Origin of the sequence: Youhaiella tibetensis, from assembly GCF_008000755.1 — a bacterium.
GTDB classification, from domain to species: Bacteria; Pseudomonadota; Alphaproteobacteria; order Rhizobiales; family Devosiaceae; genus Paradevosia; species Paradevosia tibetensis.
Genome location: NZ_CP041690.1, coordinates 1,860,225 through 1,875,487 on the forward strand (window position 1 = coordinate 1,860,225; position 15,263 = coordinate 1,875,487).

The following is a 15,263-nucleotide window of genomic DNA, read 5'->3' on the forward strand; positions in this document are numbered from 1 at the left end:
AGAGGCCGATGAAGGTCCGTGCAACTTATTGATTAGGGGGAGGGAATATGGCTGCTGGCCGAATTGTGCTGGTCACTGGGGCTGCCCAAGGGTTGGGAAGGGGAATCGCACAGGCGTTTGCCGGCAAGGGCGATTTCGCCATCGTGGCTGATCGCGATGCAGCTGGTGCCGAGCGCACAGCTGCCGAACTGTCGGGCCAGGCGCTCCCCCTCGATATCTCCGACGCCGCGGCAGTTTCCGCCGCCATCGCCGCCGTCCTCGCCGAGCACGGTCGCATAGACGTTCTGGTCAATAATGCTGGGGTCGTCGGGGGAGGCGGGTTGCTCGCCGATCTCGACGTCGCGGTGCTCGACGCAGCACTCGCGGTCAACGTGCGAGGTACATTCCTCATGACCCAGGCGGTTGCGCGGCCCATGATGGCGGCGCGCTCGGGCGTCATCGTCAATGTCAGCTCGATCGGCGCGCGCCAGCCGACACCGGGCATGGGCCACTACGAGGCCACCAAGGCCGCCGTGGACGCCATAACCCGCACCACGGCCATCGAGCTGGCGCCCTATGGCATCCGTGCCAATGCCGTGGCCCCCGGTCCCGTCATCACCCCGCTCACGGCCGGCCTCGCCGAGAACCCCGAGGCGCGCGCCGCCTGGGAGCGTCGCATTCCGCTCGGCACCATTGCCGAGGTCGCGCAGATCGCGCCGGCGGCGTTGTTCCTCGCCAGCCCCGAGGCCTCCCACATCACCGGCGTGAGCCTGGCGCTCGATGGCGGCCAACTGCTCGCATGATCAAAGGACATCCGATGCTTCCGACTTCTACCCGTGCCGCCGTGCTGACCGGCCATGGCCAGCCGCTGGAGCTGACCGATCTGCCCTTGCCCGAGACCCTGGAACCGGGTGCGGCCCTGGTGCGCATCGTCTGCGCCACGCTTTGCGGTACCGACATCGAGCTCTGGTCCGGCAAGATGACATTCCCCGGCATGCTGCCGATGGTTCTCGGACACGAAATGGTTGGTGAGATCGTGGCCCTGGGTGGCCATGTCCACGATGCTCTCGGCGCCGAACTCCAAGTCGGCGACCGCATCGGCTGGTCCGAATCGACCTGCGGCGAATGCTATGGCTGCGTGATCCTGCGCGAGCCGGTCGCCTGTGAACGGCGCGGGTACGGCTTCCTTCAGCGGTCCGACGTTCCACCGTTCTCGACGGCGGGTCTGGCCGAGTTCAGCTATGTCTCGCCGCGATCCGCCAAGTTGCGCATCCCCGGAAACGTCAAGGATACCTGGGCCTCGATGGCTGGTTGCGCCGCCAAGACCGTATTGCGGGCGATCGACCGTGCCGGCGGCATCCGGGCGGGCGCGCGTGTCGTGGTTCAAGGCTCGGGCGCACTCGGTATCTTCGCCACCGCCGCTGCACGGATATCCGGCGCGGCCCAGGTAATAACTGTCGGTGCGCCGGCTTCACGCCTGCAAATGGCCCGCAGCTTCGGCGCTGACGAGGTCATCGACATCGCACTCGGATCGGACAGCGTCATCGCCAATGTGCTCGAACTCACGAGCGGGCGTGGTGCCGACTATGTCTTCGATTTCGCAGGGGCGCCTTCGGTGGGACACGAAGCCGTCGGCATGGCTGCGCAGCGCGGCAAGGTCGTTGTCGTGGGGAGCACCTCCCGGGACGAGACCCCGATTTCTCTCGGTACCGTCATGGGCAAGGAACTAACCGTTGTCGGATCGCTCAACGGCGACATCTCCGACTACGCCCGGGCCATCGATTTCTTCAGCACCTTCGCCAATCGCATGCCCTGGGACGATCTCTTCAGCGCCCCCGTCGGGCTTTCCGAGGCGTCGGCCTGCGTCGATGCCATGTGCCACCACCACGCGATCAAGGCTGTCATCGACCCGCGACTGCCGTGACCATTCCGGAGACCACAATGAGCGCCACCACAATCGTTCCCCGCAATCCACTCGGTCAAACGGGTCTATCACCCTCGATCCTGTCACTTGGATCCTGGCATACCTACGATCGCATGGACTTCCACGCCGCCGCGGCCCTGCTTCGCAAGGCAGTCAACGCGGGCATCAACCTTTTTGACGTCGGCGTCTACGGCACTGCCGACACTCAGCCGCCCCCGATAACCGATATCCTGTTCTCGGCAATGGTGCGGGCCGCAGGCCTGCGCCGTGAGGATTACCTCCTCTCTTCCAAGCTTTGGCTCGACTTCAACGATGAGCGCGGCTTTCGTCCGCAACTCGAGCGCGCGCTCTATCGTGTGGGCGTTGATTACGCCGATCTCGTCATTCTCGGAGATCTGCGCCGCAACGATCTGAGCCTGCGCGACTTGGTGCTGGACCTCGCCGGGTTGCGCAAGGCGGGCCTCATCCGCGCATGGGGCGTCAACAACTGGTCGGCGGGCAGCATTCGTTCGCTTATCGACATCTCTGCCGCCGAAGGCGTCGAGGGCCCGCAACTCGCCCAGCTCAAATACAGTGTCGCCCGTCGGTCCATCCCCGATGGCGAACCGTTTGCCGCCCTTTTTGCCGATGGCTTCGCCATGCAGTCCTCGGACGTGATGGAGGGCGGCATCCTCGCGGGCAGGACGAGCCCCGCGCGCGAGGTGGGGCGCGACCCCGGCGGCATCCGCGAGCGCATTGTCGCCACCGCCGAGCCGCTGGCACGGCTGGCGGCGTCCTACGGCGCCAGCGCCGCCCAGATCTGCATCGCTTTCGCACTCAGCCACCCCAACAATGTCAGCACGCTTTTTGGCGCCACCCGGCTCGAACAGCTCGATCAGGCCATCGCGGCGCTCGGCCTGCTCGAGCGCATTGGGGCCGAAGAACTGCGCGCTGCCGTAGAACCCTTCTGGTGCGATCGGGGCATTGTTGACCCCGAAGGCCCATGATCGACCTCGAACAGGAAACCTCGATGACCGACACTTCTCTTCGTTCCGTCCCCGTCGATCCGGAGCTGGTGCCCATCCACCGCGCCGTTGCTGGGCCGGACGTACCGGTGCTCACCGCGCAGACCATCGCGTCTTCACGTGCCGCGATGATCGAAACCTGGCCCAGCGTCGCCGAGATGCTCGGCGATCTGCCGATTGACGTCAGCGAGCACCTTGCCCCCGGACCCGCCGGGGCCCCTGACATTGCCATTACCGTCCTGCGCCCCCGAAACCAGGCGGCATCGCCGGTTCCAGGCTTCCTCAACATCCATGGAGGCGGCATGATGGTGGGGCATCGCACGATGGATGTCCCGCGCCTCGCCGACCTGGTGATGGAACTCGGCGCCGTCGCGGCAACTGTGGAGTACCGCCTGGCGCCGGAGCATCCCCATCCCGCTCCAGTCGAGGATTGTCATGCGGCGCTCGTGTGGTTCGCTGCCAACGCCTCGGCGTTCGGCATCGATCCGGCGCGCATCGTGGTGATGGGAGGAAGCGCGGGAGGCGGGCTGAGCGCAGGCGTGGCTCTGATGGCCCGCGACCGAAAGAGCGTCGATCTCGCCGGCCAGCTGTTGCTCTGCCCGATGATCGACGATCGCAATGTCACAGTCTCGAGTCACCAGTTCGTGTCCGAAACCACCTGGACGCGCGGAACCAACGAGCTGGGCTGGTCGAGCCTGCTCGGTGCCGCCAAGGGCACCGACGCGGCCTCGCCCTACGCTGCTCCAACACGCGCCTCAGACCTGAGCGGGCTGGCCCCGGCATACATCGAGGCCGGGAGTGCCGAAGTGTTCCGTGACGAGAACGTCGATTATGCCACGCGCATCTGGGCAGTCGGCGGCGAGGCCGAACTGCACATCTGGTCCGGTGGCTTTCATGGCTTCGACATTTACGCGCCGCAGACCGAGCTGACCCGGGCCGCGCTGGCCGCACGCTTATCCTGGCTGCGACGCATCCTCGGCAAGCGCGCCTGACGGCTCGCTCAGCACCACCCGGACACCCCTCAAGATATCGGGGTTGCGCAGGCCGGGGGCCGGGTCCTTGTTGGTGACCAGTACGTCGACATCGGCGAGGCTGGTCACCACGTGCGGTGCCCGCTGACCAAACTTGCCGTCATGGGCCACCAGGACCACCTTACGCGATTGCGTGAGCACGTCTCTCACCAGCCCGACCTCGAGTGGATCGTATTCAAGCACCGTGCCTTCGTCGTCGATCGCGCTGGCGCCGATCAGCGCCACGTCGAACTTGAAGCGCTTGCGCGCCTCGTCGTTCGCCATTGTAAGGATCGCTGAATCGTTGTTTCGGACGTACCCGCCATAAATGTAGACGGTTGCGTCCGTCTGCAGCGCGCAACTGCTCGCCACCGAGAGGTTGGGCGTAGCGATGAGCAGGCCCGGATGGCTCGCCACAACTTCGTAAAGCGTGTCGAACGTCGTGCCCAGCCCGACGAAAACCGTTGCCCCCGGCGTCAGGAATTCACCGAGCGTCCGCACCAGTTGCCGTTTGACGCCAGCAAGCGTGCCGCGGCGCAGGTCGTGTCCGAACTGGGCCACACCCGGAGCGGCAAAAGCCGCGCCAAAGCCCTTCTGTAGCAGCCCGGCTTCTTCGAGTTCACGCAGGTCGCGCCGGATCGTCTGGTGCGTCACCGAAAAGCGCGACGCGAGGTCGGCGACCGATGCCGCGCCCTGTTGCCGAACTGTTTCGATGATTGCGGCCCGGCGGCCCTTGGCGTTCGTTCCGGACGCCTCGTTCTTGCCGTTTGCCGGCCGCCGCTCCACGCTACCCGTCATCTCAGGGCGATCCCCACATAGGTTCTGTCGTCGGTGAGGGCGGTATCAGTCGTACCCTTGGTGCTCAGATAAGGCCCGATCTTGTGTGGGTCAATCGCTTCCACCTCGCGGAACGCCGCCTCCCAGGCAGCCACGCCAAACCCCTCGGCAATCTTGAAATATCCGTCCGAGAAGAGCTCGAGCGTTTCGATATCGGCCATGCGGTAGGTGCGGGCGTCGATGTACTTGTCCAGCACGGGAAACCCGTCGAGGCCACCGTAGCCAAGCGCCCGTTCGCCTGCGTTCTGAAAATTTCCCTGGCCGTGCATGATGCCATGTTCGATCAGTTCGATGAACTCGGCCTCCGGCACATCGGGGAGGTGCGCATGGCATGCGGCCAACGCACGTTTCTCGATTTCGACCAGCAGCGCCGGATCTGCCGTCGGCGCGCCCGGCTCCTGGTTCTTGGTCCCACGCCAGGTAATCGCTGCCGCCTGCATGTCGCAGAAGTCCGGCGCGTATCCCGCCGCCTTGAAGAGATTCCAGGTCTCACGTCGCAGCAGGCCCGTCACGTCGTCGAGCGGCTTGAGCACCTGCAGCACGTCGTTGCCGTTGACCCGGATGCCGCTGTCGCCGACTGCCACCACCTCGAGCTTGTCGCCCACCTGGAGCGCCGCCATCACCGTGCAGCCACCGCGTACCTTCCAGTCGTCGCGGGCGGCCTCGTATGCGCCTTCATCCACATAGGCCTGCCGCAGCACATCGGTGAGATAGCGAACGAAGCTGGCCGGCCCGGCATAGCGCATTGCCTCGGGCGCCTTGGGGTCCGTCTGCGCAAGGATGTAGAGTTCGGTTGCCCGCTTGACGGTTCGCGAGGCGAATTGTCCCGAAAGCATGCCGCCATAGCGGGTGCCGTTGCGATCCGTGACCCCGTCGATCACCGCATAGCCGGCATCGGGAATGACCACGAAGCTGTCCTCGTTGAGCTCTGGATGGCCGAATTTCTTGCCCATCGAGAAGGCTTCGAGATGCTTCATTGCGCTCACCAATCGTATGCGGAGGTTACTCAAGAAGAAGGCGCGGCTGCTTGAGCCGCGCCCGATATTAAGCCCGGCAGATTACTCGCCGATGGCAGTGCGCCACTTAGCCAGAACTTCGTCCACGCCACCGAAATCGGCGAGCGGCTTGACCTTGATCAGGGGCAGGTCGGCAAGCGCCGGGGTGCCGGCCGGGCCGGCGACGTCGGTGCGAACCGAGCGGCGACCGATATCCATGGCCAGCTTTTCCTGGGTTGCCTTGGACATGGCCCAATCGATGAACTTCTTGCCGCCCTCCGGATTGGGGCCGCCCTTGACGAGGGCGACGCCATCGGGCGTGGCAGCAGTGCCGTCCGCCAGATGGATGATGGCCATCGGGGCCCCGCCCTGAACGTATTCGAGTGCATTGTCTTCGAGCGTCAGGCCCATGCTGGCCTCGCCATCCGCCACGAAGCGCGGCACGGCGCCCGAGGAATCGGAGAACACGAAATTGGCGGCAAGCTGCTTGTACTTGTCCCAGCCTTCGTCACCGAAAACCGTCAGCACGGTCTGCAGCTGCTGCATGGCCGAACCCGAACCGTCGGCGCGCGCCGAGGCGATCTGGCCCTTCCACTTCGGATCGACGAGTTCTGCCCAGGTCTTGGGCGCCTGGTCGAGCGGCAGGGCGTCGGTGTTGACGGCCAGGACGTAGACGACGGCCGTATAGGGCGTCCAGGACGGATCGACCACGAACTGCTGGTCGACCTTGTCGAAGTCAGCCGGCTGGTAGGCTTCGAGCAGGTCCTTGTTCTCGGTGAGCTGGCTACCCGTCACGCTCCAGATGACGTCGGCGGCCGGTGCGCCGGCTTCTGCGCGTGCGCGCTTAAACACGTCCGACGAACCCAGCTTGACGACTTCGGCCTTGAGGCCGGTTTCCTGCTCGAACAGCGGCAGCAGCGTATCGACGATCGAAGCCTTGTGGGCCGTGTAGATCACGACCGAACCATCCTGGGCGAAGGCGCCATGCGAAAGCGCGGTCGTTGCCATCAGGCCGATGGCCATGCCCAAAAATGAGCGTTTGCGAATATTCATCCGAATCCTCCCGTTCGTTTTGGATCAATCTCTGTCCAAAACGATACTGAATGGGCTGATCAAATGTTGCAATACGAAAATTGATGGGTAGTGTGAAACCAGTCGCGTGGCGTTGTTGAGCCACGCGGGGGGAGGGATGCATATGGCCTATTTGACTGTCGCCAACGCGACGAAGCGCTTTGGTGAGACATTCACCGCACTCAAGGACGTTTCGATCTCGGTCGAACGCGGCGAGTTCTTCACGCTGCTTGGACCGAGCGGTTGCGGCAAGACCACGCTCCTGCGTTCCATCGCCGGGTTCAATCAGCTCACCTCAGGTAGTATCCTGATCGAGGGCAGGGACCTGGGCAGCGTTCCGCCCCACAAGCGCGACATCGGCATGGTTTTCCAGGACTACGCCGTGTTCCCGCACCTGACCGTTTTCGACAACGTCGCTTTCGGCCTCAAGGCCCGCAAGGTCGCCAAGGACGAGATCGCCCGCCGCGTCCCCCAAGCGCTCGATGCGGTTCGTCTCGGTGCGCTTGCCGACCGTCTGCCCGCTGCCATGTCAGGCGGCCAGCAGCAGCGCATTGGCCTGGCGCGCGCCATGGTCATCAATCCTCAGTTGCTGCTCATGGACGAGCCGCTGTCCAATCTCGATGCCAAGCTGCGCGTCGAGCTGCGCGAGGAAATCCGCGACATCCAGAAGCAGATCGGCATCGCCGCTATCTACGTCACCCACGACCAGGAAGAGGCGCTCGCCATCTCCGACCGCATCTGCGTGATGAGTAACGGTCACGTCGAGCAACTCGGCACCCCCCAGCAGATCTACGGCAACCCGCAGACACTTTTCGTCGCCAGCTTCGTGGGCACGATCAACGCCCTGCAGCCGGGGGCGGCGCTCGATGGCCTCCTTACAACGCTGGGCCTCGCGGAACTCGCGGCGGTCCATGCCAATTCCAAGTGGGTCGTCCGCCCCGAGAACCTCGTCATCGCCAAGGTCGCCGCCGCGTCCGGCGAGCCGCAGGCGACCATTTCGGGCAGGATTGCGAAATACACCTATCTCGGCCGCGAGGCCCATCTGCAGATTCGCACGGACCTGGGCGACCTGGTGGTTCATGTCGCCAATCCGGATCGCACATCTGTTCAACTCGAAGGTGAGGTGACCGTTGCCGTCGCCAGGAGCGCTGTCCTCGGCTTCGATGCCGATGGCAAGCGTATCGGTGGCTGAAATGCCAAGGATCGGCTTTTGGACGATCGTCCTGATCTTCACCTGGCTGTTGCTATTTGCGCTGCTTTTCATTCCCGTCGGCTCAGTGCTGGTCTCAAGCCTTTACGACAATGCCGGCGACTTCACTCTGGGCAACTACATCAAGGCGATTGGGGATGAACGCATCCAGCGCGCATTCTTCAATACGCTGCTTGTTGGCTTCGGCGGGCTGGCCGGCGCCCTGATCCTGGGGTCGATCATGGCCTTCTGCGTGTCGCGCTTCGAGATTGCAGGTGGCCGGTTCGTGTCGCTCCTCGCCATCATGGCGCTGGTTTCGCCGCCCTTTATCGGCGCCTATTCGTGGATCGTACTCTTCGGTTCGGCCGGCATCGCCCGCACGGCGCTCAAATCCATCGGCATCAATATCCCGACCATCTACGGTCTGAGCGGCATCCTCATCGTCTTCTCGCTCAAGTTCTATCCCTATGTGTACTTGATGGTTTCGGGCGCGCTGTCCAACGTCAACCGGTCTCTCGAGGAGGCGGCCGAGGGCCTGGGGCTCACCCCGTTCCAACGGGCCATGAAGATCTCGTTCCCGCTTGTGCTGCCGGCCCTGTCGGCGGGCGGTCTCCTGGCACTGATCCATGCCATCGCCGATTTCGGTACGCCGCGTCTTATCGGCCGCGGCTTTAACGTCCTGGCCACCGAGGCCTTCACGCTCTATTCGGCCGAGATCGGCAGCAACATGTCGATGGCGACCACCATCAGCGTCATCCTCGTCTTGATGTCGATGGTCTTCGTGCTCATGCAGCGCTACATGTCGCGCCGCAACGTCTACCACGGCAACATGATCAACAAGCCGCACAAGATCCGCCTGCGTGGCTGGAAGAACGTGCTGGCTCATTTCGCCGTCTATGCCATCGGCCTTGCCGGCGCCATTCCGGTCATCGTTGCCGTCATCTACTCCTTCCGCAAGACCAGCGGCCCCGTGTTCCAGTCCGGCTTTGCCCTCCAGAGTTACGAGCGGATCGTCTTTGGCCTGGGTGACGTCATAACCAACTCACTGACCTTCTCCGTGGCTTCGGTGGTCCTGATCGTGCTCATCGGCACGTTGATCGGATGCCTCGTGGCGCGGCGCACCACCCTCAACACCAGTCTCCTAGATGGCGCCCTGATGGTCCCCTACGTCATGCCGGGTATCGTCATCGGCATTGCCTTCATCGCGGCCTTCAATACCGGCCCGGTGGTCCTCACTGGCACGGCGGCGATCATCATCCTTTCCATCTTCATTCGCCGGCTGCCCTACACCGTGCGCACCACCTCGTCGGCGCTCCGACAGATCGGCCCCAACATGGAAGAGGCGGCCATATCGCTCGGCTACAGTCCCTTCCGGGCCTTCCTCAAGGTTACCGTGCCGCTCATCGTGCCCGGCATCATCGCCGGTGCCATGCTCAGCTTCGTGACCGCCATCAACGAGCTGTCTTCGTCCCTGGTCCTCTATGTCGGCCGCACCATGACGATGCCGGTTCGCATCTACCTGCTGATCCTGGACGGAGACTTCGGCACGGCTGCCGCTCTGTCGACCATCCTCCTGCTCCTGAGCGGCACCGCCGTCTACATAGCCTTCCGCTTCCTGGGCCGAAACGAACAGGCCTTGCTTTGACAACTCCACCGGCCCGCAGTTTGTGGGCCGGCTCTCCCCCGACGAATTTACAGGCTAATGGAATGCTGATACGCCTATCATAATATCATGATAGGTTGCGCAGTTGAAAACCGTTCTCTTCGCCGGGCTGTATCACGAGACCCATTCCTTCCTTTCTGATCCCACAGGGCTCGCAGCCTTCAAGGCGACGGCTTTCAACGTCGGCGAAGCGGCCATTGCGAACAATCTGGGAAACGGATCGCCGTCCGACGGCTTTCTTTCGACTGCCCTTTCGAGGGGGTGGACGGTGTTGCCGACCATCCAGATGGCCGCCATGCCCAGCGGGCCGGTTGAAGACGAAGCGATCCGCGTTTTCGAGGGAACGTTCTTTGAGGCCCTCGAGCGCGAAGCCGAACGGATCGACGGTATTTTCCTGATCTTGCATGGTGCCATGGTCAGCGAAACTTCCGACGACGTCGAAGGACAAGTTCTGGCACGGATTCGCGCAGTTCTTGAGCGGAAAGGGCTTGTGGTTCCTGTCGTCGGCGTCCTCGACCTTCATGCCAACGTCTCGCAGGCGATGGTCGACAACTCGACCTTGCTTTGCGCTTACCGCGAGAACCCGCATACCGACGCTCGCGAGACGGCCGTGCGCGCTGCCATCCATCTCGATGAGCTAATGTCCGGCACGGATGTGGTCCAGGTCCATCGGCCCACTCGCTACGTTCTTCCGCCAACCGGTGTTGGCTCCATGAACGAGCCCATGCGCAGCGTTCTGGCAGCGGCGCGGCGCATCGAAGCTGCAGACCCGGACATAGCCGGCATCAACGTCATGGCAGGCTACGCCTACTCGGATATTGCCGATTGCGGGTTCAGCTTCAATTGCTCGACGCGCGGGCCCGTTGCCATTGCCTCCGCATATCTTGATGAACTTGTCGAGGTTCTCGAGGCAAATCTGGCGGCGGGGTACCCGCAGGAGAACACCCTCGATGAAGCGTTGCGACAGGCGGATGCCCTTCCAGATGGTGCGGGGCCAATACTTCTGATCGAGCCGGCAGACAATATCGGGGGCGGAACGCCCGGCGATGCCACGGACTTGCTGGGGCCGCTACTGGCCACCGGCCGCAGCGGCATTGTTGCGGCTCTCAACGATCCCGAGGCTGTGGAGGAATGCCGGGCAGCGGGCATTGGCTCGGAAATAACACTCCGTATCGGCGCCAAGGTCGACCGACATCACGGTGCGCCGATCACATTCTCCGGTCGGGTGAAGAACACCACGGACGGGCGTTTCGAACTCGAACTCAAAAACTCCCACCTCGCCTCGATGATCGGAACGTCTGCGGACATGGGGGCTTCGGCAGTGGTCGAGAACGAACAGGCCGTCATCCTTCTGACAAGCAAGAAGATGCCGCCGATGGATCTCGGACAATTGCACTCCCAGGGTGTGAGGCCGGAGGAAGCCCGCTACGTCGTGGTCAAGGCTGCCGTCTCGCACAAGGATGCCTACGACCCGATCGCGCGTGCCAGTTTTTACGTTGACACCGCAGGGTTGTGTACCAGCAATCTAGTCCGTCTTCCCTATCGCAAGCTTACGGGCAAACGGTTGTCTCTCTGATGCGTCTGGTCGATACGCTCACCATCTATGCCAATCCCAATCCGCTCCTCGTGAGCCGGCAGGCGGTCTTTCCGGGGCTCGTGCAAATGCCTGATGGCGACATCGTCGCCGTGTTTTCGATCGGGCAGGCCTTCGACTCCGCCGACCAGAGGGCCGTGGTCAGCCGAAGCTGCGACAACGGCCGGACATGGTCGGATCCGGAACGGCTCTGCTCACATGAATGTCAACCTGAGGAATCTGAAAGCTACAAACCTCTGCTGCTCGCGGACGGTCGGCTTGTCGCTACCGGCTACACGTTCATCCGGCCTGGACCGCTGGTCCCGATTGTTGATCCCGAGACGTTCGAAGTGCTCCCGATGCGAAACAAGGTTGCCTTCTCGCATGACGGCGGCCGAACCTGGACGAACCCTGCTGCCTTCTCCGTGGATGGGGCTCAGCTCGAGCTATCGGGGCCATGCATCCAGCTATCCTCCGGACGATTGCTTGGGGCGGCTGCGCCGTTCCACCTGAGCAAAACCGGACACGCGGGCTGGATTATTGCAAGTGATGATCAGGGAGCCAACTGGTTCAAGCTTAGCGAGTTCTTCCGAGCCGAAAATGGTGCCATCTCGCCATGGGAGTGCCGCCTTTGCGAAACTGTAGCCGGCGAGGTGGGCGTAATTTTCTGGGCCTATGACAATGCGGGCGGGACCAACCTTAACAACCACATCGCGTTGTCGTGCGATGGTGGTGAAACGTTTGGCCCTGCCGTCGACACTGGAATCCGCGGTCAGGCATCAAACTTGATCTCTCTGGGCCCCGATCGACTTTTGACTATTCACGCCCACCGCGAAGCGCCTGTCGGTCTCGTGGTTCGAAAGCTCGAAGTCCGCGAGGGCAGGGTAGTGATCGAACAGGAGTTCGATCTTTTCGCCGACGATCGAATGGGCAGCGACAGCGCGGACATCTCTCGGCAATTCGGTTCGCTCAAGTTCGGGCAACCCTCGCTGCTGAGGTTGCTCGATGGGCAAATCCTTGCCACTTGCTGGCGCCTGGAAAACAGCCAGCACGTCATCAAGGGTTACATCCTAGCCGACTAATCCCTGCGCCCCGGCCAGCCCATCAGCAGCTTCGCGTCCGGCTCGGCGGCCTTGGCGGCCGCGGCGTCTTTGAACACCTTCATCGTGCATTGGGGCCTGGTGCGGTCGATGACGTCGTAGACGAGGTGATAGCCCACCTTGTCCATGATCGGCCCGATCCAGCCGGCGCAATGGTCGCAATAGCGCGACATGGGCGTGGCGTCGTTGTCCATGACCTTGGAGAGGCTCGGGCACTTGTGCATGTGCAGTTCGAGCCGGTCCTCATGGAGCTCGATGTCGAGATCGCAGTTTTCCTCGATGCGGATGTGCTCCCAGTATTCGTACATGCCCTGCAGTCCCTTGGTCTGGAACAGCTCGAGCGTGTGACGCTCCTGGTTCTTGCTGATCTCCAGCCAGTATTGCTCGAGAACCTCCTGGCCCTGGGCTTCTAGGAACTTGAAGACCTCGTTGTAGAAGCGCGGGAAATGGTCGCTGGGGATCATGCAACCCTCCTGATGATCTGGCGGCACGAGCCGGGGCCGGTGATTTCGGTGGTGATGGCGAAGGGCGTGCCCTCTGCCATGGCCTCGTTGGTCTTGCTGGTCTGGTCGCAGAAATGCGCGGAGACGCTGGGCGCGATCTTCTTGACGTGGTGCCAGGCCGTGCAGCGGCGGACCGTTAGCACGATCTCCTCGCCTTCCACGTGGATGTCGTACTCGGCCTCCTCGCGATCGAAGAAGTGCCGCCAGTGGCGCACCAGCTCATCGGCGTCGCCCGCCGCCAAGTGGTCACGGAGGTCCTTGTAGACGTCGCGGCCGACACGGGCGAGGATTTCGTGGAGGGCGTCGACGCCGAACTTGCGCACGATGAAATCGATCGTGGTGTTGGTGGCGCCGTGAAAATCGAGGTGCACGTTGGCGTCCTCGTTGTAGCGCAGGGGCTTTTCGGCACTCATGCCGCTTCTCCATAAAGGCGCTGCCCGCCGACAATGGTCTGGCGGACGGTGAGCGCGTCGGGATCGAGAACGACGAAGTCGGCAAGCTTGCCGGCCTCGATACTGCCCAGCTCGCGCTCGCGCCCGATGACGCGCGCCGGCACGAGGCTGGCGGCCCGGGCGGCGCGGACCAGGCCCTTGCCGCTGAACGTGACGAAGTTGCGCATGGCCTCGTCCGAGGTCAGCGAGGAGCCGCAGAGCCCGCCATTGCGGTCGCGCACGGCGTTGCCGCGCTGGCTGCGCACCCAATAGCCCGGATAGAACTCGAACTCGTTGTCCTCGCCGCCCGCATACTTGTTGGCATCCGTCTCCAGGAAGACGCGGTCGGCGGGGAGTTGCGCCAGCAGCCGGATCAGCTGCGGATGCACGTGGATACCGTCGCAGATGACGCCCAGCGCCACGCCCGGCTCAGCCAGCAGCGCATCGGTCAGCGACATCACATGGACTCCTGAGGCATCCGCGGGAAGCGTAGGCATGACGTTATACATATGCGTAACGGCATCGATGCCCCAGGAGACGTAGCGGGGCACATCCTGCGGCAGGGCGCGGCTGTGTCCCAGATGAATCGAGACCCCGGCCTGCTTCATCGTTTTGATGAAGTCCTCGGCGCCGGGAAGCTCGGGAGCGATGGTGACGGCGGCGAGCGTGCCATCGGTGGCGGCAAGCATGCGCTCGGCGAGCGCGCGCGAGGGCTGCTGGATATTGGCGAGGTTATGGGCGCCGGGCAGTCCGAAGCAGGGGCCCTCGCTGTGAACGCCTATGGCCCGCGCGCCGCGCGCCGTGGCGCATTCGGCGGTGAGGCGCGCCAGGACGCCTTCCAGATCGCCGGGCGGCAGGCACGGAATCGAGGGGAGAAACCCGGTTACGCCACGCGCCAGCAGCAGATCGGAGTTGGCAGCGATGGCGCCCGCGTTAGTGTCGCAATAGAGATGAACGTCAAAGCCGTGCTGAAGCAGGTCGAGCATGCCGGGGAAGAGGATCGCTCCCTTGCCATCGACTGCCTGCCAGTCGGCACCGGTCGCCTCATCGCGCGAAACCAGGCCGGCAAAGCGGTCGCCCTCGATCAAAAGGTCTTTTTGTTCAATGGCCTCCGGCGTAACGACGGCAACGCTGGTCCACCTTTGCTTGACTTGCATCTCGTGACTCATGTTAACATGTTATCATATTAACGGAGTAAGTTGGCTGTGCAAGAGAGAAGTGCTCAGGGACGATGCGTCTGCGTGACCGGATCGACGCATGGCATCGGCTACGCGATGGCGGAGGCATTCGCCAGGGCCGGCGCCCGCCTCGTCATCAATTCGCACCTTCCCGATAATGGCGCCCTCGAAAAACTGAGCGCGCTCACCGAATGCCACTTCATTCAGGCTGACCTTTCCACCGTCGAGGGGGCCCGGGGCCTGGTCGCGGAGGCAGCGGGCCGCCTGGGTTGCCTCGATACCCTGGTCAACAATGCCGGCACCTTCCGCGATGTCGACTTCGAGGACCTGGAGTCCGAGAACTTCGAACGCACCTTCGACCTGAACGTTCGCGGCTATCTCTTTGCCTCCCAGGCTTTCGTCAAGGCGCTCGGGCCGGACCAGGACAATCCGAGCATCATCTGCGTCGGCTCGACCAATTCGCTGGCGGCCGAGAAGAACAGCGTCATCTACGACACCTCAAAGGGTGCGGTGCTGATGATGATCCGCTCCATGGCAGTGACGCTGGCGCGGCGCGGCGTGCGCGTCAACGGCATCGGCCCGGGGATCGTGGAGACGCCGCTGACCCGGAAAGGTCTCGACAGCGGCGATACGCGACGCATCCTCAAGGCCCAGATTCCCATGGGCCGCATCGGCGAACCCGACGATATAGGGGAGGCCGCTGTTTTCCTTGCTTCTTCCGGCGCGCGGTATATCACGGGGCAGATGCTGTATATCGACGGCGGCATCCTGGCCAACCAGATGTCTTGGGAAGAACAACAGTGAAC

Annotated in this window: 15 protein-coding genes; 9 read left to right on the forward strand and 6 right to left on the reverse strand. The window is 63.3% G+C overall.

The features are described 5' to 3' along the window. Positions 1 to 47 precede the first annotated feature (47 nt). Genes FNA67_RS08925 through FNA67_RS08940 form a run of 4 tightly spaced genes read left to right on the forward strand, consistent with a single transcriptional unit; the run spans position 48 to position 3,899 of the window. Positions 48 to 782 carry an SDR family NAD(P)-dependent oxidoreductase gene (locus FNA67_RS08925; RefSeq protein WP_147655797.1) on the forward strand — a complete coding sequence of 245 codons (735 nt, stop codon included), beginning with the start codon at positions 48 to 50 and terminating at the stop codon, positions 780 to 782. Between the two features lie 14 nt (positions 783 to 796). Next, positions 797 to 1,903, forward strand: coding sequence for a zinc-binding dehydrogenase (locus FNA67_RS08930; RefSeq protein WP_147655798.1), 1,107 nt, complete (start codon positions 797 to 799; stop codon positions 1,901 to 1,903). Between the two features lie 17 nt (positions 1,904 to 1,920). After that, complete coding sequence (locus FNA67_RS08935) at positions 1,921 to 2,889, forward strand: aldo/keto reductase (RefSeq protein ID WP_147655799.1); 969 nt, start codon at positions 1,921 to 1,923, stop codon at positions 2,887 to 2,889. Continuing rightward, on the forward strand, positions 2,886 to 3,899 hold the full coding sequence (locus FNA67_RS08940) for an alpha/beta hydrolase (RefSeq protein ID WP_210246449.1): 1,014 nt from the start codon (positions 2,886 to 2,888) through the stop codon (positions 3,897 to 3,899). Before FNA67_RS08935 ends, FNA67_RS08940 begins: the two co-directional genes overlap by 4 nt. Here FNA67_RS08940 and FNA67_RS08945 read toward each other — a convergent pair. The 3 genes from FNA67_RS08945 to FNA67_RS08955 all read right to left on the reverse strand — a co-directional run bounded on the left by FNA67_RS08945 (position 3,861) and on the right by FNA67_RS08955 (position 6,802). After that, positions 3,861 to 4,715: a DeoR/GlpR family DNA-binding transcription regulator gene (locus FNA67_RS08945; protein WP_147655800.1), complete on the reverse strand. Its 855-nt coding sequence runs from the start codon at positions 4,713 to 4,715 to the stop codon at positions 3,861 to 3,863. The two genes, FNA67_RS08940 and FNA67_RS08945, sit on opposite strands and share 39 nt — an antisense overlap. After that, the gene (locus FNA67_RS08950; RefSeq protein ID WP_147655801.1) at positions 4,712 to 5,731 is read right to left on the reverse strand and encodes a protein phosphatase 2C domain-containing protein; all 1,020 of its coding nucleotides are present in this window, start codon (positions 5,729 to 5,731) and stop codon (positions 4,712 to 4,714) included. Before FNA67_RS08950 ends, FNA67_RS08945 begins: the two co-directional genes overlap by 4 nt. 81 nt (positions 5,732 to 5,812) lie before the next feature. Continuing rightward, positions 5,813 to 6,802 (reverse strand): extracellular solute-binding protein, encoded by a 990-nt coding sequence (locus FNA67_RS08955; RefSeq protein WP_049704861.1) that lies wholly within the window; start codon positions 6,800 to 6,802, stop codon positions 5,813 to 5,815. A 142-nt stretch (positions 6,803 to 6,944) separates the two neighbouring features. Here FNA67_RS08955 and FNA67_RS08960 point away from each other — a divergent pair, with 142 nt between their 5' ends. From FNA67_RS08960 to FNA67_RS08975, 4 genes are all read left to right on the forward strand, one after another. Next, entirely contained in the window at positions 6,945 to 8,012 is a 1,068-nt protein-coding gene (locus FNA67_RS08960) for an ABC transporter ATP-binding protein (RefSeq protein WP_147655802.1), read from the forward strand. 1 nt (position 8,013) lies between these two features. Next, entirely contained in the window at positions 8,014 to 9,654 is a 1,641-nt protein-coding gene (locus FNA67_RS08965; RefSeq protein ID WP_049704862.1) for an ABC transporter permease, read from the forward strand. Between the two features lie 103 nt (positions 9,655 to 9,757). Further along, a complete protein-coding gene (locus FNA67_RS08970; protein ID WP_147655803.1) occupies positions 9,758 to 11,248 on the forward strand; it encodes a M81 family metallopeptidase in 1,491 nt (496 codons plus the stop codon). After that, positions 11,248 to 12,327, forward strand: a complete 1,080-nt coding sequence (locus FNA67_RS08975; protein WP_147655804.1) for a sialidase family protein — start codon at positions 11,248 to 11,250, stop codon at positions 12,325 to 12,327. The genes FNA67_RS08970 and FNA67_RS08975 overlap by 1 nt, the downstream gene beginning before the upstream one ends. Here the strand turns inward: FNA67_RS08975 and FNA67_RS08980 are convergent. From FNA67_RS08980 to FNA67_RS08990, 3 genes are read right to left on the reverse strand one after another with little or no spacing between them, the layout of a single operon-like run. Further along, on the reverse strand, positions 12,324 to 12,809 hold the full coding sequence (locus FNA67_RS08980; protein WP_049704865.1) for a hypothetical protein: 486 nt from the start codon (positions 12,807 to 12,809) through the stop codon (positions 12,324 to 12,326). The genes FNA67_RS08975 and FNA67_RS08980 overlap by 4 nt on opposite strands. Beyond that, entirely contained in the window at positions 12,806 to 13,261 is a 456-nt protein-coding gene (locus FNA67_RS08985; RefSeq protein WP_049704866.1) for a hypothetical protein, read from the reverse strand. Before FNA67_RS08985 ends, FNA67_RS08980 begins: the two co-directional genes overlap by 4 nt. Next, entirely contained in the window at positions 13,258 to 14,436 is a 1,179-nt protein-coding gene (locus tag FNA67_RS08990; RefSeq protein WP_147655805.1) for an N-acetylglucosamine-6-phosphate deacetylase, read from the reverse strand. The genes FNA67_RS08985 and FNA67_RS08990 overlap by 4 nt, the downstream gene beginning before the upstream one ends. A gap of 84 nt (positions 14,437 to 14,520) precedes the next feature. On the opposite strand from FNA67_RS08990, the gene FNA67_RS08995 reads away from it, so the two are divergent. Beyond that, complete coding sequence (locus tag FNA67_RS08995) at positions 14,521 to 15,261, forward strand: SDR family NAD(P)-dependent oxidoreductase (protein ID WP_244616561.1); 741 nt, start codon at positions 14,521 to 14,523, stop codon at positions 15,259 to 15,261. The last annotated feature ends 2 nt before the right edge of the window (positions 15,262 to 15,263 follow it).